This window comes from Nocardia sp. X0981, assembly GCF_977089955.1.
Window position 1 is genome coordinate 6,302,666 of record NZ_OZ372435.1, and the last position, 22,425, is coordinate 6,325,090.

At 65.5% G+C, this 22,425-nt stretch carries 23 protein-coding genes and 1 pseudogene; 12 read left to right on the top strand and 12 right to left on the bottom strand.

Going from position 1 to position 22,425, the window contains the following annotated elements:
* Window positions 1-6 precede the first annotated feature (6 nt).
* The 7 genes from ACYR7D_RS28095 (at window position 7) to ACYR7D_RS28125 (ending at window position 7,275) form a co-directional block, all read left to right on the top strand.
* The gene (locus ACYR7D_RS28095; protein ID WP_459550322.1) at window positions 7-1,251 is read left to right on the top strand and encodes a 3-isopropylmalate dehydratase large subunit; all 1,245 of its coding nucleotides are present in this window, start codon (window positions 7-9) and stop codon (window positions 1,249-1,251) included.
* Window positions 1,248-1,784, top strand: a complete 537-nt coding sequence (locus ACYR7D_RS28100; protein WP_459547513.1) for a 3-isopropylmalate dehydratase small subunit — start codon at window positions 1,248-1,250, stop codon at window positions 1,782-1,784. The genes ACYR7D_RS28095 and ACYR7D_RS28100 overlap by 4 nt, the downstream gene beginning before the upstream one ends.
* Window positions 1,781-3,130: an MFS transporter gene (locus ACYR7D_RS28105; protein ID WP_459547514.1), complete on the top strand. Its 1,350-nt coding sequence runs from the start codon at window positions 1,781-1,783 to the stop codon at window positions 3,128-3,130. Before ACYR7D_RS28100 ends, ACYR7D_RS28105 begins: the two co-directional genes overlap by 4 nt.
* Window positions 3,127-4,812, top strand: coding sequence for a class I adenylate-forming enzyme family protein (locus ACYR7D_RS28110; RefSeq protein WP_459547515.1), 1,686 nt, complete (start codon window positions 3,127-3,129; stop codon window positions 4,810-4,812). Before ACYR7D_RS28105 ends, ACYR7D_RS28110 begins: the two co-directional genes overlap by 4 nt.
* Before the next feature lie 98 nt (window positions 4,813-4,910).
* Window positions 4,911-5,228: an antitoxin VbhA family protein gene (locus ACYR7D_RS28115; RefSeq protein ID WP_459547516.1), complete on the top strand. Its 318-nt coding sequence runs from the start codon at window positions 4,911-4,913 to the stop codon at window positions 5,226-5,228.
* Complete coding sequence (locus ACYR7D_RS28120) at window positions 5,225-5,626, top strand: Fic/DOC family protein (protein WP_459547517.1); 402 nt, start codon at window positions 5,225-5,227, stop codon at window positions 5,624-5,626. The genes ACYR7D_RS28115 and ACYR7D_RS28120 overlap by 4 nt, the downstream gene beginning before the upstream one ends.
* A 146-nt stretch (window positions 5,627-5,772) precedes the next feature.
* Window positions 5,773-7,275 (top strand): plasmid pRiA4b ORF-3 family protein, encoded by a 1,503-nt coding sequence (locus ACYR7D_RS28125; RefSeq protein ID WP_459547518.1) that lies wholly within the window; start codon window positions 5,773-5,775, stop codon window positions 7,273-7,275.
* 10 nt (window positions 7,276-7,285) lie between these two features.
* Here the strand turns inward: ACYR7D_RS28125 and ACYR7D_RS28130 are convergent, their stop codons facing one another.
* The 7 genes and pseudogenes from ACYR7D_RS28130 to ACYR7D_RS28160 all read right to left on the bottom strand — a co-directional run bounded on the left by ACYR7D_RS28130 (window position 7,286) and on the right by ACYR7D_RS28160 (window position 14,997).
* The gene (locus ACYR7D_RS28130; RefSeq protein ID WP_459547519.1) at window positions 7,286-7,558 is read right to left on the bottom strand and encodes a hypothetical protein; all 273 of its coding nucleotides are present in this window, start codon (window positions 7,556-7,558) and stop codon (window positions 7,286-7,288) included.
* Window positions 7,546-8,181, bottom strand: a complete 636-nt coding sequence (locus tag ACYR7D_RS28135) for an AAA family ATPase (protein ID WP_459547520.1) — start codon at window positions 8,179-8,181, stop codon at window positions 7,546-7,548. Before ACYR7D_RS28135 ends, ACYR7D_RS28130 begins: the two co-directional genes overlap by 13 nt.
* Window positions 8,182-8,284: 103 nt before the next feature.
* Window positions 8,285-9,220, bottom strand: a complete 936-nt coding sequence (locus ACYR7D_RS28140) for an aminoglycoside phosphotransferase family protein (protein ID WP_459547521.1) — start codon at window positions 9,218-9,220, stop codon at window positions 8,285-8,287.
* Window positions 9,217-10,347, bottom strand: a complete 1,131-nt coding sequence (locus ACYR7D_RS28145) for an aminotransferase class V-fold PLP-dependent enzyme (protein WP_459547522.1) — start codon at window positions 10,345-10,347, stop codon at window positions 9,217-9,219. Before ACYR7D_RS28145 ends, ACYR7D_RS28140 begins: the two co-directional genes overlap by 4 nt.
* The gene (locus tag ACYR7D_RS28150; RefSeq protein ID WP_459547523.1) at window positions 10,344-12,749 is read right to left on the bottom strand and encodes an ATP-binding protein; all 2,406 of its coding nucleotides are present in this window, start codon (window positions 12,747-12,749) and stop codon (window positions 10,344-10,346) included. The genes ACYR7D_RS28145 and ACYR7D_RS28150 overlap by 4 nt, the downstream gene beginning before the upstream one ends.
* Before the next feature lie 314 nt (window positions 12,750-13,063).
* Complete coding sequence (locus ACYR7D_RS28155) at window positions 13,064-13,279, bottom strand: hypothetical protein (protein ID WP_459547524.1); 216 nt, start codon at window positions 13,277-13,279, stop codon at window positions 13,064-13,066.
* 333 nt (window positions 13,280-13,612) lie between these two features.
* Window positions 13,613-14,997: pseudogene (locus tag ACYR7D_RS28160) on the bottom strand (IS1380 family transposase).
* Between the two features lie 152 nt (window positions 14,998-15,149).
* Between ACYR7D_RS28160 and ACYR7D_RS28165 the strand changes: the two are divergent.
* Together ACYR7D_RS28165 and ACYR7D_RS28170 are read left to right on the top strand one after the other, a co-directional pair.
* Window positions 15,150-15,524, top strand: coding sequence for a hypothetical protein (locus ACYR7D_RS28165; protein WP_459547525.1), 375 nt, complete (start codon window positions 15,150-15,152; stop codon window positions 15,522-15,524).
* Between the two features lie 65 nt (window positions 15,525-15,589).
* Window positions 15,590-16,117 carry an HD domain-containing protein gene (locus ACYR7D_RS28170; protein ID WP_459547526.1) on the top strand — a complete coding sequence of 176 codons (528 nt, stop codon included), beginning with the start codon at window positions 15,590-15,592 and terminating at the stop codon, window positions 16,115-16,117.
* On the opposite strand, the gene ACYR7D_RS28175 is transcribed toward ACYR7D_RS28170, so the two are convergent.
* Window positions 16,079-16,567, bottom strand: a complete 489-nt coding sequence (locus ACYR7D_RS28175; RefSeq protein ID WP_459547527.1) for an NUDIX hydrolase — start codon at window positions 16,565-16,567, stop codon at window positions 16,079-16,081. The genes ACYR7D_RS28170 and ACYR7D_RS28175 overlap by 39 nt on opposite strands.
* 1,437 nt (window positions 16,568-18,004) lie before the next feature.
* Between ACYR7D_RS28175 and ACYR7D_RS28180 the strand changes: the two genes are divergently transcribed.
* Together ACYR7D_RS28180 and ACYR7D_RS28185 are read left to right on the top strand one after the other, a co-directional pair.
* A complete protein-coding gene (locus ACYR7D_RS28180) occupies window positions 18,005-18,646 on the top strand; it encodes a hypothetical protein (RefSeq protein WP_459547528.1) in 642 nt (213 codons plus the stop codon).
* Window positions 18,647-19,460: 814 nt separating this feature from the next.
* Complete coding sequence (locus ACYR7D_RS28185) at window positions 19,461-19,808, top strand: hypothetical protein (protein WP_459547529.1); 348 nt, start codon at window positions 19,461-19,463, stop codon at window positions 19,806-19,808.
* 105 nt (window positions 19,809-19,913) lie between these two features.
* Here the strand turns inward: ACYR7D_RS28185 and ACYR7D_RS28190 are convergent, their stop codons facing one another.
* The 3 genes from ACYR7D_RS28190 to ACYR7D_RS28200 form a co-directional block, all read right to left on the bottom strand.
* The gene (locus tag ACYR7D_RS28190; protein ID WP_459547530.1) at window positions 19,914-20,222 is read right to left on the bottom strand and encodes an AMP-binding protein; all 309 of its coding nucleotides are present in this window, start codon (window positions 20,220-20,222) and stop codon (window positions 19,914-19,916) included.
* A gap of 121 nt (window positions 20,223-20,343) precedes the next feature.
* Window positions 20,344-20,943, bottom strand: coding sequence for an IS3 family transposase (locus ACYR7D_RS28195; protein WP_459547531.1), 600 nt, complete (start codon window positions 20,941-20,943; stop codon window positions 20,344-20,346).
* A 2-nt stretch (window positions 20,944-20,945) separates the two neighbouring features.
* On the bottom strand, window positions 20,946-21,245 hold the full coding sequence (locus tag ACYR7D_RS28200; protein ID WP_459547532.1) for a transposase: 300 nt from the start codon (window positions 21,243-21,245) through the stop codon (window positions 20,946-20,948).
* Between the two features lie 82 nt (window positions 21,246-21,327).
* Here ACYR7D_RS28200 and ACYR7D_RS28205 point away from each other — a divergent pair, with 82 nt between their 5' ends.
* Window positions 21,328-21,591, top strand: coding sequence for a hypothetical protein (locus ACYR7D_RS28205; RefSeq protein ID WP_459547533.1), 264 nt, complete (start codon window positions 21,328-21,330; stop codon window positions 21,589-21,591).
* A gap of 215 nt (window positions 21,592-21,806) precedes the next feature.
* Here ACYR7D_RS28205 and ACYR7D_RS28210 read toward each other — a convergent pair whose 3' ends face one another.
* Window positions 21,807-22,172, bottom strand: a complete 366-nt coding sequence (locus tag ACYR7D_RS28210; protein ID WP_459547534.1) for a hypothetical protein — start codon at window positions 22,170-22,172, stop codon at window positions 21,807-21,809.
* Window positions 22,173-22,425 lie beyond the last annotated feature (253 nt).

Below are 22,425 nucleotides of genomic sequence, written 5' to 3' on the forward strand. Positions count from 1 at the left end.
TACACGATGACGGAGAAGATCCTGAGCCGCGCCTCGGATCAGCAGACGGTCCACGCCGGCGAGAACCACGCCGTGCACCCGGCGCGCATGATCGCCTACGACTTCCCCGGCTACACCGATGTGATGTTCCGCCAGATGCGCGAGGACTTCGGGATCACCGAGCTCGCCGACCCGAGCCGCTACATCGTCTTCATCGATCACATGCTCACCAAGCGCAACGACAAGGAAGCCGAAGTCCACCAGGTGACCCGCGACTGGTGCGAGTTCTACGGCATCGAGCTGCACGAGGGTCGCGGTATCGGCCACCAGCTCACCGCCGAACTCGGCCTGGCGATCCCCGGCGAATTCCTCGTCCATTTCGACGGCCACATCAGCGGTATCGGCGCCTTCGGCGCTCTGGGCTGGGGTATCCGGCGCGACCTCATCGAAGCCTGGGTCACCGGCCGGGTTTTCGTCGATATCCCCGCCACCACCCGCTTCGACCTGGTCGGCGAGTTCCCACCCGGCGTCGACAGCCGCGATCTCGTGCACACCATCATCGATATGGTCGGCGCCGACGGCTGCGCCCATCAGGTGATGGAATTCGGCGGCCCCGGCGCCCGCTCGATGGCCATCGACCACCGCCAGGGCCTGTGCGGAATGGCCATGTTCACCGGCGCCGTCTCCGCTCTCTTCGAACCCGACGAGACATCACTGGCCTACGCGAACAAGGTCGCCCGCCGCGCCTTCGACCCGGTGTACCCCGACCCCGACGCCACCTACGCCGCCCGCCACACCATCGACCTCTCCACCCTGACTCCCCGGGTGGTGCTGCCCGGCTCGGCCCGGGCCGTCAACACCAAAACCGCCCGGGAACTCGCCGGCACCCCCATCACCAAGGCATTCATCGGCTCCTGCGCCAGCGGCCGTATCGAAGACCTGCGCGCCGCCGCCCTGGTCTTGGACGGTCGCAAGGTGGCCCCCGGCGTCGAACTCAATGTCGTCCCCACCTCGCAGAAGGTGTACGAGCAGGCCGAGCGAGAAGGCATCCTCGACGTGCTCCGTGCCGCAGGTGCGCATATCAATATATCGAGCTGCGATTTCTGCTTCGGCTACCAGAAACCCCTGCAACCCGGCGAGAACTGCATATCCACCGGCGTCCTGAACATCTCCGGCCGCATGGGCAGCCCCGACGCCAATATCTACATGGGCTCCCCCTACACCGTCGCCGCCAGCGCGCTGACCGGCACGATCCAGGAGTCGGTCCAGTGAGCGCCTATCCCCCACCGCCGGACATCATCGAAGGCAAGGTCGCCTGGATCTTCGGCGACGATTTCGATATCGACCTCGTGGTCGGCGTCGCCAATATCAAGTCCTACGACCCCGACCACTTGCGTTCGGTGTGCATGCAGGCCTACGACCCCACCTTCACCGACCGCGTCCGCCCCGGCGATATCATCGTCGGCGGCCGCAACTTCGGCTACGGCCATCCCCACTATCCGCCCATGGTCGCCCTGCGCAACGCGGGAATCTCGGCCATCGTCGCGGAATCCTTCTCGCCCGGTTTCTGGCGCGGCGAGACCTTCAACGGCATGCCGTTGATCACGATCCCCGGCGTCTCGACCGTAGTGCGGGTCGGCGACGCCGTGGCCCTCGACTGGCGCACCGCCACCCTGCGCCTGCCCGAGGGAACCGACCTGGTCGGAACCCCACCGAGCCTGCGGACCGTCAAGGTCATCGAGGCCGGTGGTTCGTATGAACTCCTGCTCGCCGAGCACGCACGCGAAAGACAAGAAGCTCAATGACGAACCTCGAACCTCGCGTCGGGTCCACGGACCCCCACCCCTCCGGACCGCTGCCGGCGACAGCAGCGAAGAAGTCGACCTCCGTGGCCCGCCGCGCCGCCATCGCCGGCGGCGTCGGCACCCTCATCGAGTACTACGACTTCGCGGTCTACGGCTTCCTCGCCGTCACCATCGCACCCCTGTTCTTCCCCTCCGACAATTCCGCGGTATCGATCCTGTCGACCCTCGCCGTCTTCGGCGTCGCCTATGTGGCCCGCCCCCTCGGCGGCATCTTCTTCGGCCGCCTCGGCGACCGTCGCGGCCGCCGCCACGCCCTCGTCATCACCGTCGTGAGCATGGGCGTGGCCTGCGGCATCCTCGGCCTGCTGCCCACCAGTTCCGCCGTCGGCATCCTCGCCCCCATCCTGCTGGTCCTCGTCCGTCTCGCCCAGGGCTTCTCCGCCGGTGGCGAAGTAGGCGGTGCCGCCACCTATATCGCCGAATCCGCCCCGCCCAAGCGCCGCGGTTTCTTCGGCTCCTTCACCCCCGTCGGCTCCACCCTCGGCTTCGCTGTCGCCGCCGCCGTCGTCGGCGTGGTCGCCCTCGCCACCACGGATGAGCAGATGGAATCATGGGGCTGGCGTATCCCGTTCCTGCTCGCCCTCCCCCTCGCCTGGGTGTGCCTGCGCGTCCGGATGAAGCTCGAGGACACCCCCGAATTCGAGGAGATGGCCGAGAAACAGCAGGTCACCAAGAGTCCGCTGGTCGACACCGTCACCAAGAACCCGTGGTCCGTCGCCCGCGTCGTCGGTGTCGCCATCGCCATGAACGGCTCCGGCTATATCGGCCTCACCTACTTCAGCGTCTACCTGATCAACGATCTCGGCTTCTCCAAAGACGCCGTCTACTGGACCTCCGCCATCGCCATCGCCCTGGCCTGCGCCACCTTCCCGCTCAGCGGTATGGCCACCGACCGCTGGGGCCGCAAACCGGTCCTCATCGGCGGCTACCTCGCCTACGTCGTGATCGCCCTGCCCGCCTTCATGATCATGGGCGCCACCGAGAGCATCCTCGTCATCGGCATCGTCTACTTCCTCTACATGGTGCTGAACGGCGTGGTCCAGGTCCCCGCCTTCCCGCTGTTCACCGAACTCTTCCCCCGCACCGTCCGCTACACCGGCGTCTCCCTGGGCTTCAATATCGGCACCATCGCCGCCGGCGGCACCGCCCCCTATGTCGCCGCCCAGCTCGTCGAATCGACCGGCAACGCGATGTCGCCCGCCTACTGGGTGATGGGCGTCTGCGCCATCGGCCTCCTCACAGTCGCCACCATCCGCGAAACCAGCCGCAAGGAACTCCCGGCATGACCACCGGTAACACCGGGAATGCCCCGTCCGCCGCATGTGATGAGGGTGCGGCGGGCGGGGCGTCCCGCTCCCAAGAAGAGCTCGGCACTCTGGTGGCGGCCTGGCACGACCGGGTCCGGCACGAACCCGACGCCCCCGCCCTCGTCTACTTCGACACCACCCTCACCGTCCGCGAGGCCGACGACCTCGCCACCGCCCTCGCGGCCGCCTTCGCCGACCGCGGTGTGAGCCACGGTGAACGGGTGGGCATCCACCTCCAGAACATCCCGCAATACGCGCTGGTCCTGCTCGCCCTCTGGAAACTCGGCGCGATCGCCCTCCTGCTCAACCCGATGTATCGCGGCCGCGAACTCCGCGAACTGGTCACCGACGCCGAACCGGTCGGGATCATCACCACCGACCGCGATGTACCGCAGGTCCGCGAGGACGTCGCCGACAGCACGGTCCGCTGGGTACTCGGCACCGCCGAATCAGAACTCCAGTGCCGCAACGACCGCCGCATCTTCAACGGCGAACCCGCCCCCGCCACACCCGCCGAGCCCGACCTACTCGGCTTGGCACACCGATACCTCGGCAAACACCCCCCGCAAACCCAGGTACACGGCGAAGACCTGGCCTTTCTCGCTTACACCTCCGGCACCACCGGCCCACCCAAGGGCGCGATGAACTCGCACGCCAACGTCCGCGCGGTAACCACCAGCTTCGCCGAACTGGCCGGCATCACCACCGGCGACGTCGTCTACGCCCTCGCCCCGCTCTTCCACATCACGGGCGCGGTAGTCATCGGCTCCCTCGCTCTCACCGAACGCACCGCCCTGGTCTTCACGGGCCGCTTCCACACCGAGGTCGCGGTCGATGCGATCCGCGAGCACGGGGTCACGTACACGATCGGTTCCATCACCGCCTTCAACGCGATGATGAACTCGGAATACGCTTCGGCGGAACACTTGAGGTCGATCAAGACGCTGTACAGCGGGGGTGCGCCGGTGCCACCGAGTACGGTCGAGCGGTTCCAGGAACGCTTCGGCCACTACATCCACAACGCCTACGGCATGACCGAAACCTCCTCAGCAGTCACCGCAGTCCCGCCCGGAACGAGCGCCCCGGTCGACCCGGACAGCGGCACTCTCTCCATCGGACTACCGCTCCCGGGAGTGAACGTCGAGGTGGTCGACCCCGAAGGTCACCCTCTCCCACCCGGCAGCCAAGGCGAACTCGTCGTCACCGGCCCCCAGGTGATCCGTGGATACTGGCGCAAACCAGAAGAATCCGAAGCCGCCCTACCCGAAGGCCGCCTCCGAACCGGCGACAGCGCGATCGTCGACCAACAGGGCTGGGTGTACCTGGTCGACCGGATCAAAGACCAGATCAACGTCTCCGGGTACAAGGTGTGGCCGCGCGAGGTCGAGGATGTTCTCTACGAACACCCGGCCGTACTCGAAGCTGCTGTCGTGGGCGTTGCTGACGAATACCGAGGCGAGTCGGTAGCCGCCTACGTCTCTCTGAAAGACGGCCACACCGCCGACGCCGACGCGCTGATCGCGTTCGCCCGGGAACGCCTCGCGCCCTACAAGCGGCCCAGGTCCGTGGGAATACTCGCCGACCTACCCAAAACACAAACCGGCAAGATCCGCCGACGAGCGCTGCGCGAGCACCTGCAAGACATCCGGACAACACAATGAGTTCCAGCTGATCGGCGACAACGGCGCGGCCTGAAGGACTTGAACAGCAGAAGGCCTCTACCATCCAGAATGTGTACACGTTCGGGTACACATTAAGCATGTTGATCGAGACGTGGTCAGTTAGGGAAGCCCGCGAGCGGCTACCGCGAATGCTCGATCGATTCCGCCACGGCGACCGAACACCGGTCGGAGTCGATTCACGACGCAAGACCGAAGCCGTGATGATCCCTGTCGAAGTCTTCGAGGAGTTGACCGCCGAGCGTACTCGCGCGACCGCGGAGGCCAGGGCGTCGGTACGCGCCGAAGGTCTGACCCCCAGTCCTGAAGCCGACGACATCACGGCCCGATGGTCGCGGGGCGAGATCAGCACCGAGCAGATGCGTCAAATGGTTCGCGAACTGCACGGCGCGACGTGACAATAGACCCCTATCTCGATCCCGAATCAGGTGTATTGAGAAACCGGCTCGGCATCGCACGCACAGAACCCTTCTGCCTGCCATCCCATATCGACTCCTATGCCGCGCAGGTATTCGGACAGCTTGCGGCCGAGAATTTCCTCGGCGGAGCAACCCGGCAAGTATTCGTCGACCGCCTCACCCATTTCCTCGCCGAAGTCAACGCGATCCACCCGTTCCGCGAAGGCAACGGCCGCGCTCAGCGTGCATTCTTTGGCCAACTCGCCCGCCAGGCAGGCCACCCGATCGATTGGTCCCTACTCGATCCGGTGGAGAACGCCACAGCGTCGAGACTCTCGCTGGTCGGCGACAACAGGCCTCTGCGCGGCCTACTCGACCGACTGGTCCAGCCGGAGTAGCCCGATACGCACGTCATTCGTTGCTGTCTCGGCGTTCGTCAGCCGGTAACGGAGCTACTTCACTGTTCTGGTTTCCCGCCTTGTCAACGTGCCGGATACCGATCTCCGATGCACCTGCTTCGCAGGAGTTCCGTACGGTGTCGGCCATGACCGACAACGACCCCGCCCCCGACCTCGACAAGATCTTGGCCGCGATGCCGCCGGCGGCAGTCACCAGGTTGTTCGGTGAACTGGTCGCCGATATCGCCGGGCAGCTCGGGGCGCCGGGACCGGCGGCACCCCGCGACGTGCCGAGTGCACGGCGGCTTCGGCGCTCGACGCCGGTGACTTACCGGATTCGTATCGACCTGCTGCATGCGAAGCCGCCCGTGTGGCGGCGGGTGGAGGTGGCCTCGGAGATGTTCCTCGACGAGTTGCACGAGGTGATCCAGGCAAGCTTCGATTGGTACGACTGCCACCTGCATCAGTTTGCGAGTTCCGGCGATCATTTCGCGGACGAGGCCGAACTGTATCTGTGCCCATACCAGGTGGAAGAGGGCGATCCCGGCGTACCGGAGGAGCAGGTGCGGCTCGACGAGGTGCTCGTCGATGCCGGTGACGCGATGTCGTACTGGTACGACTTCGGCGACGACTGGATGCACGTGCTGAAGCTGGAGGCGGTGCTGCCGCGGGCGGATGATGCGCCGCGGGCCCGCTGCACGGCCGGACGGCAGCCGTCGCCGGCAGAGGACTGCGGCGGAATTCCGGGATACGAGTTGTTCACCGCGGCCTGCGATCCCGGCCATCGCCGACACCAGCAGGCCCTGGCCGAAGTGCGTGAGTGGTACGGCGAGGATTTCGACCTCGACTCCTATGCCCCGGTGCCATTCGATCTCGATGAGATCAACGCGGCGCTGGCAGAACTCGGCACCGGCTCGCGCACCCGTAGCGCCGGTGCCGATGAGGCGCAGGCGATCCCGCCCGCACTCGCCGAGATACTCCGGGCAAACGGAACGGTCCGCGGCAGGCGGCAGCTGCGGGCGCTGATCACCGACGCCGCGCTGGACCGGCCCGCCACCGTCGATGCCGGCACCGCAGCTCGAGCCGTCCGGCCTTACACATGTCTGCTGGACCGGATCGGGCCCGACGGCGTCGCCCTCACCTCGGCCGGCTACCTGCCACCCACAACGGTGGCCGCGGTCTTTACCGACCTCGATCTGGGCGAACGGTGGATCGGGAAGGGGAATCGCGAGGATCTCACCCCGCCGATCGCGAACCTGCGGCAGACGGCGCAACAGGCCGGCTTGCTGCGCAAGTATCGCGGGCGGCTCAACCTGACCGCCAAAGCGCGCGCGATCGATGGCGACCCGATCCAGCTGTGGATGTTTCTCGCGGAACGGATCCCGGCGATGCTGAAGGGAAAGGCCCGCCACGACGCCGGCCTTCTCTACTTCCTGGCGCTCGCGGCCGGCGACGCCGAGTCCGCCGTCGCCGAGATCCTCGACAATATGGGCTGGTGCCACAGCGACGGTTCCCCGGTAACGGCGCATTCAGTGATCGAACTCCTACGCGATATCAGATATGTCCTGGAACCGACCGGCCTGCGCTCCCCCGACGCGAGCCTGGCCACCGAACCGTTCGCCCGGGCGGTTCTGGCCCGATTGCTGTAGTCGTCAGGTGTCAGTCGCCCCGATACAGCCGCTCGAGGTCGACCAGTTCCACATCGTCGCGGGAATCGGCCACGGCGCGCAATTCGGGGGTGAAGTCGTATCCGGTGAAGAGCAGCAGTTTGGTCTGCCGCGACACGCGGGGATCGCGTTGAACCAGCAGATCCCGGATCCGGTCGAGCCGGTTGACCTGTTTCTCCCCGACGACCGCATGGTTCTTCGCCTCACCGATCGCGAGGATCCGTTCCGCACCACCGGCGTCCCGCCCGAACACTACGACGTCCAACTGATGGCCGGTCTTACCCGCGGGGTCGGGCAGAACTCCGGAAAGCACATGCGTGCGCCTGCCTCCCACGGTGCCCGGTGCTGCGTACCACCGGCACCATGCGCGCGACAACTGCTCGAAATGCGGACCGAGTACTCGACTTGTGAAGGTGGCCCCGAGCGTTCCCATACCTCAGTGGCGTGCCCCGGGCGTTCGAGGTCGCTCCATTCCGAGCGCATGATCGCGTAATAGAACGTCAGCAGCGGCTCGGTGATCCGGTAAGTGGACCGGCGGGCGTGGAAGGCGTCCTGTTCGCAGGCGACCATGCCGACGCCTTCCAGGACGGTAAGCGGGTGCCCGAGGTCGGTGGACTTGCGGCCGAGGAAGCTCGCAATGCCGCCCCGGGTGTTGTTACCCTCGGCAATCGCCGCGAGAACACCGTGATAGAGCGCGCTTTCCCGTAGTTCGGGCTCTTCCGCCAGCAGGAACCGCGCTTCCCGGAACAGCGGCCTCGACGAGTTCAGCACATTGCGAACCACCTGCGCTGTGGGGCGTTCGGCGTTGCGCCTTCCCCCGGCCGCAGCATCGCACACTGCAGCAATCGCGGCCTGAACTGAACTGCGGGTAGCCGCAAGACCTTCCACGAAGCGATCCGCGATCTGAAACGATTCCTCGACGAACCCCAGACCACCAGTCGATCAGAATTCACATAGGTGAGTCGGCTCGCCGGCACCGAAACCGCGGGCTTCACCGAGCCGGCTGTACACGATTTGTCAGCTCCGCGGGATCCACCGCCTGGACGAATGCCTCGATCCGATCGCCGGACACCGGGAGGTAGGAGCGATACTCAGCGACAGCCAGCACGTATGTCCAGGCGTAGAGCCTGTTTTCATCGAGCATGGGATGCGCGCAAAGCTCGCTCAGCCGCTCCGGAATCGACTCCGGTCCGTCTTGGATCGCAACCCATAAGCCCGCCTCGGCATTGATATCCCCGACCGCGCCGAGTGGATCGATCGTGTACCACCTACCCGGGCCTTGCAGGATGTTCTTCGCCTGCAGGTCCGCATGGAGCACATGACGCTCAGTAGTAGTGCTGAGCAGTACCTCCAGCAGCTTCTCTGCCTTTGCAAGATTAGTTGCAGCACCGAAACGTTCCATGGCGTCGGCATAGCGCTCGTCCGCGAAACGCTCGCGCGCCCAACCGATCCGCATCCACGCTATATCGGCTAGGTCCTTGAGCTTCGGCGATTCGGGCAACCCGGGAGCGTTGAGCCTGCTCAGCAGCTCACCGAACTGCGCCGAATCACCGGCGCCGTGCACGGGCCAGGCAATCTCACCCGGCACGATGCGAGACATCAGGAAGACGCCCGACTCTTGGTCGAAGTGCAGAACTTCCGGTGTCGCACCCGAAGCCGACCAGCGATCGAGCATCGCCGTCTCGGTGGCCCCGGATTCTTGGTCCACGGGAATTTTCAGTACCGTAGCCGTTCCGTCTCCGGTGCTCGAATACACGCAGCACGACATGGCCCCGCTATCGGCGATACTCTCCAACCGCAGACCCCACCTGTCGGCATAGCCCGCGATCCGTTCGGGCAACGCGTCGAGCCACAACCGGCCGTCGTCTTCACCTCGGAGAAAGATGATCGCCCTTTCGAGCCGTTCGGGAACGAGAGGCACTGTCATCGTGAGAGAGCCTCCTTGATGCGGCCGGCGAGGGCTTCGAGGTCGTGCTGGTCATTGTAGATGTGGGTCGCGAATCGAAGCAGGCATTCCCCCTGCGGGCCAGGACCAACCCAAGCACGAATGCCGGCTTCTCTCAGGACGGCCTTGATCTCGGCCACGGTAACGCCTCTCAGAACGAATGCGCGCATTCGCGGCGCGGAAAGTTCGGTGGAAGCGGTGGGCTGGGCTCCTACTTCTGTCAGCAGCTCCGACCCCAGATCGGCCAGGCGTCCACATTCGGCGAGCAGACCGGCGTCCTGCCATTGCTCCCACTGGTCGATCGCCGAGGTGGCGGTCAGTCGGGGCACCGGGTCGAAGGTGCCTGGCCAGGAGAAGCGTTCGACCAGATCGGGCGAGTCCCAGGTAAGCGACACCTCGGCTGGCCGGATACGGTCGACGAGATCTCCGGTGAGCCAGAGCAACCCGACCGGACGGAGAGTGGGCAGCCATTTGTGCAGTGTGCCGAACATGGCGGCGGCACCCCAGGCATCGGGCGCGACCGGGATATGCCCCGGAGCATGTGCCACATCGAGGATCAACCGGCCCCCACGCTCACGCACCCACCGGGCAATGTCCTCGATCGGGAGTCGTAGGGCAGCCGAAGACGAGATGACGCTCAGCTGCATATAGGTCACGGAGCCGGGGACTGCAGAATTCAGAGCCGTGAGCAACTGATCCGAGCTCTGGAGCGGGAGCGGCACCGGCACCTCGACCAGATGCGCCGAGGCGCGCTGGCAGGCGGTTGCCCAGGCTCTGATGATCGACGAGTACTCGGCGTCGAGGATCACAACGGTGTCACCCGCGGCGAGGGGAAGCGAGCCGATCAGTGCGGCGGCGCCGGAGGTAGCGTTCATACAAAAGGTAGTTCGACTCGCATCGAGGCCGAGCATCTCCGCTGTGCGGAATGTTCGGGAGCGCAACCCGTCTGTGAGCTCACTGCCGAGATGGATTGTCGGATCGGATTCTATTCTGTAGCGCTCGGATTCGGCCGCATTCAGCACGTGACGGGAGGTCAGGCCGTACGACGGGTGGTTCAGCTGAACCAATCCAGCTTCGAGCGCAAAGTCGACGTAGGCGGACCTTTTCACGATCCGGCACCGTTGCCGAGTATCGAACGCAGATGCGGCAGACTCGGCACGTCGAAACGGAAGATCGCATCCGCAGCCAGCGCGTCATCGGGGGGCACGCCGAGGCCGGCGATCGAGAATTCGACTGGGTTCCATCCCGGCGCACGCAGGTCGATCGCGTCCAGAACCTCCACGAGCCGCTCACCACGCTCAGTGGCGATGACGGCATCTCGGGAGACCCGGCGCAGCTGAGCCAGCAGTATCTCGCTCGCCATCCGCCCGTGGAGATTCTCCACCTCATGGATTTGGCAGGCCAGAGTTGCCGCCGCTCGCGGAAGCGCCAGCGGGAGACTGATATCGAGGTACCGCGCGAACGCTTCCGCCGCTTCGGGGTACCGCCGCTGTAAGCCCAGCACGCGACTCGAGTCGCGCAGATGGGGCGGATTCTCGCTCGCGACACCGGAGGTTCGTGACATCCGGCCCAGCTCCTCGAGCAATTGCCAGGACCGATCGAGTTCCAGGCAGGCCATCGTTTTCTTGCTCAGCCAGTGCAGTGCCTCGTAACCGGCGTAGGGATGGCCGGTAGAGCTCGCGACGTCGATCGACCGCCCAAGCCAATGCTCGGCGTCGGCCGGCTCATATGCGGCAAGATGCGCGAGGCCGCGATGCCCGTGCGCGCGAGACCGGATATCGGGACGATTACTCATCGCGGCGACGGAGTCACATAGTTCGATACAGCGCCTGGCGTCCTGACTCGGTCCGCACAAGGCGATCTCTGCTTTGAGCATCAGCGCTTCAGCGTGGATTTCGCCAGGCCCGGAATGCTCGGCGAGCAACTCGTCGAGCGCCCGGTCGACCTCGTCCCAACGGCAGGTCATGCGAAGGTTCCGAGCCCAGAGCAGCCGGACATCCGCTTCCCGCCCGGGATCGACCGTCTCGTCGACCGTGCATGTCAATGCTTCCGCGCAGGCCCGAGTGGCCTCGAGATGATCCCCGCGTGCCGAAAGCGACTCGGCCAGCAGTGACCAGGCATCGAAGGAGGGAGCATGGTCCACTGCTATTTGCGCGAGTTCCCGCGCCTTCGACACCGCGCCGAGCGCAAACTGTCGGCGCGCTGCCGCCAGCGACAACGCACCAGCCTTCTCGCGATCCCCCGCAGCAACAGCGACCGCCGCCACCCGGACCTGCATCTCGTCGTCCCAGTCCGGCTCGGATTCCAGAACCTCCAGGAACCGAATGTGATGGCGACGCCAACGCGGCGAGTTCGACGCTCCCCGTTCCCGGAGAATTTCCGCAAACAGCGGATGGTGGATCAGGTACCGGTCGTACTTCCCGCGTGGTTCCGCCGGCCGCACCAGACCGTGCTCATCGAACAGCACATGCAGCCGCTCGTACACATCGTCGACATCCATTCGCGCCAGGACGGCGAGGTAGTCGACTTCGAAGCTGTAGCCGATCAACGCGGCGGTCTCGAGCAGCCGCTGATCCTCCGGCCGCAGGAACGACAACCGTTCTTCCAGCACCGCGGCGATTTGCCGTGGCGCCACACCGTCACCCTGACCACCGAGCCGCATGAGCGACTCCGCGAACAGCGGGTTCCCGGCACTCAACCGGACGATCCGCGACACCACTCGCGGCGAAACAGGACTACCGTCCGCCGCCTGCCGGACAAGCTGCTCGGTATCAGCACTCGACAACCGCGGCAGGTCCATGACAACCGTTTCGGGCCGGTACCGGCACAACCGGAACACCGCCCGCTGCAGCGGATGAGTCTGATCGGCCGAAAGAAGCTGGTCGGGCCGATAAGCCAGCACCATGACGAGCGGACCCTCCACGCGCAGCGCGATCGTGGTCAACAGGTCGATGGTGGCGGTATCGGCCCAGTGCAGGTCATCCAGAACCATCAGCACCGGCCCGTCGGCGAGCAACGCTTCGATGAACCGGAGCAGCTGATCGAGCCGGCTGTCGATCTCGGACTGATTCCGCCCGGACGCCGCATACGTCTGTCCGGTCCGCACCCCCGCGGCGAGCAGCTGCCCTACGACAGGGACAGATTCGATCCAGTCGGGAGCATGCTCACCGAACGAGGAGGCCAAGCGCTCGAGCCTCGACTTCGGTCCCGATCGATCTGCAGACGAGGTGAGCGAGCGCAAGCATTCGCGGATGGCCTGGAACGAATCGGAGGCAAGAGAATTCAGCATCGCCTGCCCGTAGCCGGACAACAGACCAGAGGATCCGTGCCGCTGCACCGCCCGATGCGCCAAGGTCGCGAGCAAACTGGTCTTCCCGACACCGGCTTCCCCACGAAGAACGAACACGGTACTCGCCCCGGATTCGACAGCGTGACCGACGCCTTCGAGCAGTTGGGAGAGCTCGTCGATACGATCGACCAGCGGTGCGGGTTCCGCGAGACTCGACGACAATTCCCCTCCAGATCAGCCGAGCGACAGATGACCACGATTCTAATCTGTGATCACGGCCCGAGAACGACTGATCGCCAAAGGATCTGGCCGCGTACGCTCTCGCCCTCCCACGTAGAGCCGTTCGCACGGCAGCCGCGGCAGATCAGCCGCGGACACAGGAATAACGGCGACCGAACCAGCCGCGTGCCGGTAGCGCCATTCAGCCATGAACAACAACGCCGCCGACCGGCACGCCAGGTATTCGAGCCTGATCCCGTGCAGGAAGATACTCAGGCACAGATCCGGCTCCCCCGGCCGCGGCGTTCCCTGCCCGCTCATCCGGCGCAGTCCACCAGCGCGTCCACGACGGTCTTCAAACTCGGTCGGTAGACATCACGCGCCGACACCACCCACCGCCGATAGGCGTCGGCGACCGGACCCGGCAACGCGACTATCGCGAGCGGTGGAACGATCTGCGAGTTCGTACGTAGCAGGGCGCGTGCGTAGAGCGAGCTCTCCTCGACCTCGGGCGAATACCCGGTCAGAAACATGTACCGGCGCGACCGATGCGAAACGACCGGGCCGACCAGAGACCGTGCGGACAGGAATTCACGTATTACTTTCCCGAGCCCATCCGGAGTGGTGACCGCCCGAACCCGCCTGACCAGTCCCCGATAACGCGACCACCCGGTTTCAGAGTCGGTTTGTCGTGATCGGCGTTAGCCTCGATTTTTCGTGAGGGGTGTCAGGTGGTCTGATCGGGTTCGGGTGGTTGTTTTCGCTGTTCGGGGCAGCGTCAGCTGCCCCGAACAGCGGGTTGACTGCCGGGTTCCACGGGCCCGGAGTGATTCGCCTTTCCTGGTTGCAGGGGAAGTTGATGCTGGTCAGGGGGCTGACAGGCGTCCGAAGGTGGTGAAGGCGAGACCGGCCCACGGGTGGTGGGCCGACAGTCGCAGGTGGACGCGGCGGGCGTGGCGGACGAGGCGAGCGGGGATCGAGAACAGCCGCAGCCGCAGTGTTTTGGGTTCCCATCGGCGAGCGGGGTGGTCAGCGAGGGCCAGGATTTGTGTCCAGGCGATCAGGTCCATAGCGAGGGTGACCACGGCCAGCCAAATACGGTTGGCGGCGAACCCGCGGAACGGGAGGTTGCGTCCGCCGGTGTCCTTCGCCGCGCGGATACGGTCTTCGCAGCGTGCTCGGCGCCGGTGTCGTAGTTCCAGGTCCGGCAGGTGCCCGCCTCGGGTATTGGTGACGAACGCTGTGAGCCGGTGCCCGTCGTGGTCGGTGAACCGCAGTTGCGCACCAGGGTGCGGGCGTTCTTTCCGGACGATCAACCGCATGCCCGGTGGCCAGCCCGCCAGACCGACGATCCCGGTGACTTCGGCTACCCAGGCACCGAGCCGCAGCACACCATCGGCTCGCAGGCCGGGATCCACTCGGCGGCGGTGAGGCCGGCCTGCATGGCCGCGACGATATCGTCGGTGAGGGTGAATCCGATCGAGTATTGGACTCGGCGGCGGTGGCAGTAGTCGAGGAAATCGTGGGTGCCGCCTCCGGAATCGGCGCGGACCAGCACTTTGTGCCCCGCTCGCCACTCGGTGACCTGCGGCAGCTGCGCCAGCGCATCGGCGAGGACTTGTTTGTGGTCGTGGGCGGTGTTGGAACCGGCGTTGCCTGGGCGCAGCATCACCGCCGCCGGTTCCCCGGTGCCGCTGCGGCCGTGGTCGATGAACGCCCAGAGCGGGTGGAAACCATAGCCTCGCTTGAATGTCGGCGCCGCGTGTTCTTTCTCCGAGTACGCCTCGGTCAAGGTGGCATCGAGATCGATCGTCAATGGCGCGTAGGCATCGATCCCGTGATCGGGGGCGGCGGCTCCCGCAGATTCCCACGCTCGCGCTCGCGCTTGCGCGCGAGCAGACGCTATGGCCGCCAGCACTTTCGGAGTGTCCTCGGTCAAGGTCGCGATCAGTCGTGACACCGTCGGATCCGAGGCCACCGCACCGAATACACCGGGCTCGCCCCGCAGCACCGCCAGGTCCGAGACACAATCACCACCGACCGCGAGCATCACCGCCAGATCGAGCACGATCTTACCGGGATCGTGCACAGCGCCGGGTCTACGCCACGACGCGAAGGCATCCGATAACTCCCCGGTCAGGCCGGTCTTCTCCGCAGTCCGCAGCAGCACACCTGCCCCGGCCTGCGACACGACACTCGGTCCACCGTCCTCGATTTTCAGCGACGGATACCACGACATAGACTCACTCACCGAAAGGGTGCTCCACAACCTCGATCTTCGATCCTCAACAAATCGAACTATCGCAGGTCAGAGCACCCTTTCGCCAATTCCGGCACTTCGTGCCGGAATTGGCGTGAACAGGGGAGGCTAAGACGGTACTGCTCACGTTGTTCGTATGCGCTGTGCTGACCCTGACTGCGTGTTCCGATGATGAAGGGGTTGCTTTGGAAGAAGACCGAACACTGTCGACTCAACTGGCCGACCTCCGCCAGAACGGTGGGTCGGTCAGCCTTCGCGAGCTGACCGGCGGCGACTGGGATTCCGTTTATGTGTCGCACCAGCCGGTCTCGCGCGACTACGTCGAGCGCCAGGTCGGGGGGAAGATCGACATGGACGAGACGTTCATGCAACAGGGCAATATCCTCGTCTTCCTCGAGAACGGCGAGGTCGTTCGGGCGACCTACGTCATCCCCGATCTCCTTCAGCCCGGTGAGTACTCCAGCAGCGTTCGAATCACCGCCGATGGATACCCTGCGCTGCTCGAGATGTCCGAATAGGGCACCCGAGCACGAGGAAAGGAAGCCATGCTTGCTTCCGTGATGCCGGGCGTACCATCTCGGCCGTGAATCGGGTTGTGGCTGCCCTGCTGGCGCCGCAGACCGAATCGCGTCGGGCTCACTCGGTCGCGGTGGGGCAGCGGATGGAGTCCCTAGCGGAGTTACTGCCGGTCGACCTTCGTGGGGACGCGGTGACAGCCGCCTACCTGCATGACGTCGGCTACGGGCATCCTGACCTCGGGTTTCACCCGATAGACGGTGCCCGGTTGCTGCGGTCACTCGGGTACTCGCCGGTCGTGTGCCATATGGTCGCGTTCCATACGGCAGCGGAGGTCGAGGCGGGAGTGAGAGACCTGAGCCCGGACATATTCGAGGAGTTCCGGCTCCCGAATGCGACCGGGCTCGACAAGGCCGCAGATTTCCTGTGGTGGTCCGACCTGTCGACGGGCCCGAACGGAGAGGATTTCACGGTGGATGAGCGGCTCGCTGAAATCTTGCGGCGCTACGAACCCGGCAGTGCCGTTCACACCGCGATTACGAAGGCGGAACCGCGACTACGTGCAGCCGTTCAGCGCGTATCGGGGTCGATATGAGGTTCGCTCTGCCCAGTCGATGCGCTTGCGCTGGCTGCGGTCCATCGGTAAGTCGGGTATCTGCTCGACTGGCACCCACTCGACGTGCGTGCTCTCGCTGCTCGTCGTGGGGTGGCCACCAATCGGCTCGCCGCGATACACAACGGTGAATTCCTGACGGACCTCGTAGTTGCTCGTGTAATAGATGACGTGGGTCGGATCGGTGAAGATGCCGACAATGCCGGTTAGTTGGATATCCACTCCCGTCTCTTCCCGAGTCTCGCGAACAGCGGTGCGACTGAGGAGTTCACCCGGGTCGTGCGCGCCTCCCGGCATGGACCAGTTGCCGTTGGCGGACCGGCAAATCAGCAGGACTTCCCCGCCACTTCGGACGAATGCGGCTGCGCTCGGCCGGACACTGTTCGCGGCCGGTGCATGGGGGTCCTGATAGTAGTCGATTCGCCGTCCCATGAGGTCAGGTTGCGGTGCGGCCTGTCTTCCAAACAGCCTCGAACGAATCCCATGTAGTAGGCGAAGAGTCGTCCGCCGGGGACCTTCTGGAGGTGCTGAACCGGAGATTTCGACGCGTACGCACCGTAGCTGTGGGTGTTGACCAGCAGCGAGTCGCCGAATCGGTAGATGCTGTTGTACAGCGGGGTGCGATGCGTCCGGATATCTACCATCGGCAGGTCCATCGTTTCCCGAAGATACTCCAGCATCGACTCACACCGCTTCGCCAGCGAGGGCAAGCCTTCTTCACGCCCCGTGCTACGACCTCCGGTGCGTCACTTTCGCCCAGCAGGATCCGAACTCGTACACCAGCACCCGCATTGGCGCGGACGACGTTCACGAAGTCCAGCGACTCGACCAGAAAGCCTCCTGCATAGACACGGGACTGTCCCGGTCGAATGCGCCTTCGGCCGCGTTCAACGAGCCCTCGCAGGATCGTGCATCGGAGCGAGCGGCGTGGCCGTGGGCTTCTACCATGTGGCATCCGGCTTCCAGCGCGGGTAGGCCGGCCGAGCGGGCCGCGATCTGCGCTGCGCGTGCGAGGTCCACCGCATCGCCGGGCCGACCCACGTAGGTCGCCTGGTGACTCATCGCCGCCAGGATCTCCGCGCCCAGCGCGGCGTCACCGGCTGCTCGTGTCGTCCGAAGTGCCTGGATCAGATACCGCTGCGCCAGACCATGTTCCTCGAAACGACCGGGTCGAACCGGCCTCCTCGCCGCCAGTGGCGACGTTCTGAACTACCGTGAGCACGGACGTACCTTCCCGACCGGCGTTGGCGCGCCGGCATGATCAAGACTTCGGACTGATAGATCATCCGGGAAGGTGCGTCCTTCCCGTCATCCACAGGTCTTGATCATTTCTCGGCCGCACGCGGTGTCGTCGGTCGCTCGCGCCCTGCTGCGGCCCGGCGGCGGGTGCTACTCGAAGCGACGGCCTGCCCCAGCGCACTGAAGCCCTCGTGGTCGGCGGTGAACGGTCGACTCGCTCAGCCGAGCCTGCCGGATACCGGTGATTCCGCACGTCGGCCTCCGGAACCAACGAGCACGAACGCCGGTCGGCATGGGTACTATCCATCCTGGTCGGGGGAGCCCCGCGCTGCAAAAGAGGGTGTACTGATGGTCGACGAAAGACAGCGGGGGCAGAACCGCGCCGAGGATTTCGCATGGGGAGCGCACGGAGCGGCCACGCCTCCGAATGGCCCCGCTGTCCAGCAGCAGTATCCCGGTGGGCAGCAGCCGTTTCCCGGCGGTCCGCAGTTCCACCCGAACATGCAGGCGCCCGGTCCAGGCATGACGGGGCAACCACAGCCACACCCGATGGGAGGAGCGCCGCCGCAGCTGTGGCAACACGGAGGACCGTCGTCGCCAATGGGATTCGCGCCTGCGCCCTATCCAGGTATGCCCGGTCCACCGGGCTCCCGTAGCAATGTCGGCCTGATCATCGGGCTCGTGGTGGCCATGGTGGTGGTTCTGGTGCTCACGGTGGTCGGCATCGGGGTCGTCGCATCGAGATCGGGTGGCGATGACGAAGCCGACCCGTGGGCCGGGGACTACTCGCCGGAAGGGGTCACGAATACTTGTCATCTGGTCGATACCACGGTCTTCGATCCATGGGCGCCGGACCAGACGGAACTCGTGCACCACGAAGATATCGCCGGGCAATACGGCGGTCCGTCGATCGACTGTCGTACAACGAACTCCGGACCGAACAGTGCCTACGTCACCTTCAAGATCAATGTGGCGTTCGAGACCGATCTGTATGGGTTGGAGCTCGATCGCGCCAAGAGGTCGGATACCGAAATACTGCCCGATGACTACGTGTTCGGTTCGGTGACCGGGCTTGGGGAGGGCGGGTACTACGGAGTCCGGAATCCTCCGGACTCGGACCGGTATCTGGGCTACACAATGGCGATCAAGGACAGCAATGTCCTGGTCGACGTCGACGTGGAAGTCATCTCGGACAAGGCTTTCGACCAGGCCGAGGCCGACCGGATCTGCCGGTATCAGATCGGGAAGATCCTGGACAACCTCCGTAAATGATGCGGTGTAGCAGTTCAGCTTCGCCCGCTGGGCTTTCGCGAAGGTGGGCCCATGAGCGCCCCGGTGGCAGTTGGCTTCGCCATCGCGATCGGACTACCGCTGCTGGTGATCGCGGCGACGATCTGGTGGTCCTGATCGTCGCATTGTGAATGGGCCACCGGCAGTAGCACTCGGGTACAACGGTGCAGCCCGCATTCGGGAACACTCACCTCACGCCGCGGGGTCGGTCGGCATCTTCAGCAGATGCCCGCCGATGTCGGCCAATAGGCAGAGGAGAAGGAAGAGCGATGAGTAGCTCTCGACAGCGTGGCTCGATGGCCACCTCCCGCCGCAATTCGTGCCCCGATACGATTAAGAACTCGTCTACGCGCTGAAGGCCGCTGTGAATACGTTCCGCACGCGCTTCACCGCTGGCCATCCGGTCGCGCATACAGTGCTGGAGGAAATGCGCGGCGGCCCCATTCGGATGCGGATTCCGAACCGGCATGGGCGGCGTGACCCACGTACTCGACACCACCGGCGTCGCGAGGGTCCTCGGCGATGCTGTCGCCGCTCTCACGACGGGTGCGACAGTGGTGGCCGTGGGGCTCGGCGCAGGCACGCCGCCGGTCGATATCAGGCTATCGGGCTGTACGGCGAGAGATTCGCGCTGCCTGGAAGTGCCGCCGTGCCGGGTGAATTCGATTACGCTTGCGTTCCGGCGGCGATGCTGCAGGATGCTACCTACACGTCGGCCGTCAGCACGTAACAGTAGCTGCGCATTTGCCGATACGCGAGAGCGAACCATTTCCACCCAGTAGATGGAGCAGAATAGATGCGTTCTACGGTCCGCAACGGGCTTGTCGCCGCCGCGATCACCGCGGCGGGACTCACCGCGCTCACCCCGTCCGCCGCCGCCCAGCCCTCCATGTACAACCCGGTGATCACGCCGTGCAGCCACCTGTTCCGCACCCCACTCGAGGCACCGCGCCCCGGCACCGAGGTCTATTGGAGCCCGTTCGGCACCGCCGATATCGTCTGCTTCGACGCCGACATGGGAGGGTTCAGCTTCTATCAGCGTGATCCATGGGGCGGCTGGCACAGAATGAACGAACTGAGGCCCGGCCACTTCTTCTATGAGGTGGTCACCTCGACCGTGCCCGACCAGGCCACCTGGGGCTGAATCGCCGAGCGCGCGTCCCGGATTCGTGGGATCAGGCTGCCGGTCACGCGACGTCGTCGATCGCCGGCCACGGCGCTTGCGCGACGACGCCCGGAGTCGGATCGGTCATCGCCTCGGCTCGACGGTGCGGATGCGATCCGTCGGCATAGCCGACCTCACCCGGCAGCGGTCGGCCCACGCCGCCCGCCTTCCGGCACCGAATTCCCAGCACAGGTCGGCGGTCCACGCACAGACCGAACCGGCGAATTCCGCTGCCCCGTAACCCCACAGCAGGACCACGCCGAATCGGCGTTCGAACTCCGCGCGTAGGTCCGGGTCCAGCGGACTCGACCCGCCGGGCAGGTATTCCAGCGAGGAGAGGTCCTCCGATGCCACGTCGGCGTCGAGCAGCATGCGCAGGATGGTCGGCTGCACTCCGGTCCGCCGGATCCGGTAGGTTTCACAGCCCGGACCCACGGCTGACCGCGAACTTCTCCAGCAGGATCATCCGCTTACCCTGATAGTGCGCGGCGAGCAAACTGGGGCTGATGCACGGTCAGGTGACAGTGTCACCTGACCGTGCATCAGCCCCGTTCGCCGTCGCGGATGTCGCGGCTCCAGACCGCGAACTCGAGTGCGCCCAACACCAGTTCGGTGTCGCAGCGGTCCGAGGTTTTCCAGCCCACGATCCGGTGGAGAACGCATCCCGCACTGCCGCCGGCCAGAACGCGCCCTGCCCGCACGGGATCCTGGTCGCATCAGCCACCCACAACCGGTTCGGCCGGTCCGCGGTGAAGACCCGTTCGACCAGATCCGGTGCCGGCGTTGCTCGTGGATCGGTTCGTGTCGAGGCGATGCGCCACCGTTTCCGCAGGAACGCGCACTGCAATCCGGCACCCCGCATCACCCGTTCCACTCGTTTGCGGCCGACGGAGATGCCGCGGCGGGCCAGCATCGCGTGCACGCGTGGAGACCCGTAGGTGCCGCCGGAGCTGGTATGGATATCGGCGATCTCGGCCAGCAATGCTTCGTCGGCGACCTGGCGCGCCGAGGGCTGTTCCAGGCGTTTGCACCACCAGTAATAGGTCGACGAGGCGATGCCGAGGACCCGCAATACGAGCTCGACCGGGTGCCGGCTGTCCTTGACGAACCGCACGATCACCTCCGGGTCTGGCCGAGCTCCGAGGCGAAATACGCACTCGCAGAGCGAAGGATGTCGTTGACCCGCTCCAGCTCGGCGACCTGTTTACGCAGCCGCTTGTTCTCCTCGGCCAGATCGGACGCCTCCGGCTCGGGCCGTTGACCGGCGTCGGCTTGGCGGATCCAGTTCCGCAATGCCTCGTGATGGACCCCCAGCTGCTGGGCGAGCTTGCGGATCGTCGGCTTCGGGTCCGACTCCAGATACAAGCGGACCGCTCGAGCCTTCAACTCGTCCGGATACTTCTTCGGTGCTGCCACGCGGGGCTCCTTCCTGGCCCTATCGGACCATGCTCAGAGCCCTCCGAGGAAGCGGGGAAACCTCACCCACGGCGTCCCCACCTTGGCCGGACTTCTGGCGCTCGGCACTTATCCCCAGCAGTGGTTTCCCCAGTACGGCATCCGCGCCGCCGCAGAGGCCGGGCCCACCGACCCACCGGGCGCCCGGGCACGCAACCAGGTCACGTTGACCGGACCGATCCCCCGCATGCTGGACGCGGCTCTGGAGTGGGCCGGACAGACCTTCGATACCGCCATCGTGAGCAGGCCCGACGGCACCGTAAAATCGACGTACCGCCCTATCCGCTGGTCGCATTCCGCGAGCTGATCGCCAACGCACTGCTGCACCGTGATTTGGACCAGTGGTCACAAGGGATGGCCGTGGAGGTACGGCTGCGCCGCGACCGTAGTCGATGTGTATCGGGCGCTGCTGGAGGACCGCGGGTCGGTGGCCGGCCGCACGCCCGAATCGGCGGACCTTCGTTCACCGAATGGCTCGACGCCACCTACCCCGTCAAGGGCTGGCCCCGCGGCCCCGTCCGATCAGCAGCCCTGCGGAGCCCGCCAGGCGTCCTGCGCGTAGGTGGTCGAGCCGACCATGGCGCCGATCACGCCACCGATGATCCCGAGCGGGATGGCCCCAACAAAGGCGAGGGGCAGCCCTGCGATCGCGCCGCTCCCGGTCCCGAGCAGGGCGCCCAGACCGGCCCGGAGTTCGATGGAGTCGCCGGGCGCCATGCACGCCGCGATGGGCGCCACCGCCCCGGGCCCCGGGGCATCGGGTGCTTGCACCGGCGCGACCGGCGCGGGCGCCGGGGCCGGCTCGGCCGCCGCGACGCCCACTGAACCGACAATGAGTTGCACGGCAATGACGCTGCCGAGCATGGTGCGGGTCGATATCTTCAACATATGCACGCAGATCCCTGATCAGTCGAAAAACGCAGTGTGCGACCTGAGTAGTCAGATCTGCGACCATAATGTCGCATCGGCCGGTGTAATGCTCGCTTTCGATATCTCGGTCGGAGCGAGCCAGAAACCGCGCTCGCCGATGATCCGGCCTGGCCCGCCTGCCCGTCCTGCGCAGGTAGACCCGGTTTCCATCCTCCCCCATGTCGTCGGCTCGAAGGAGTTGCCGTCCGATTCTCGAATCGGCCGCCGACAC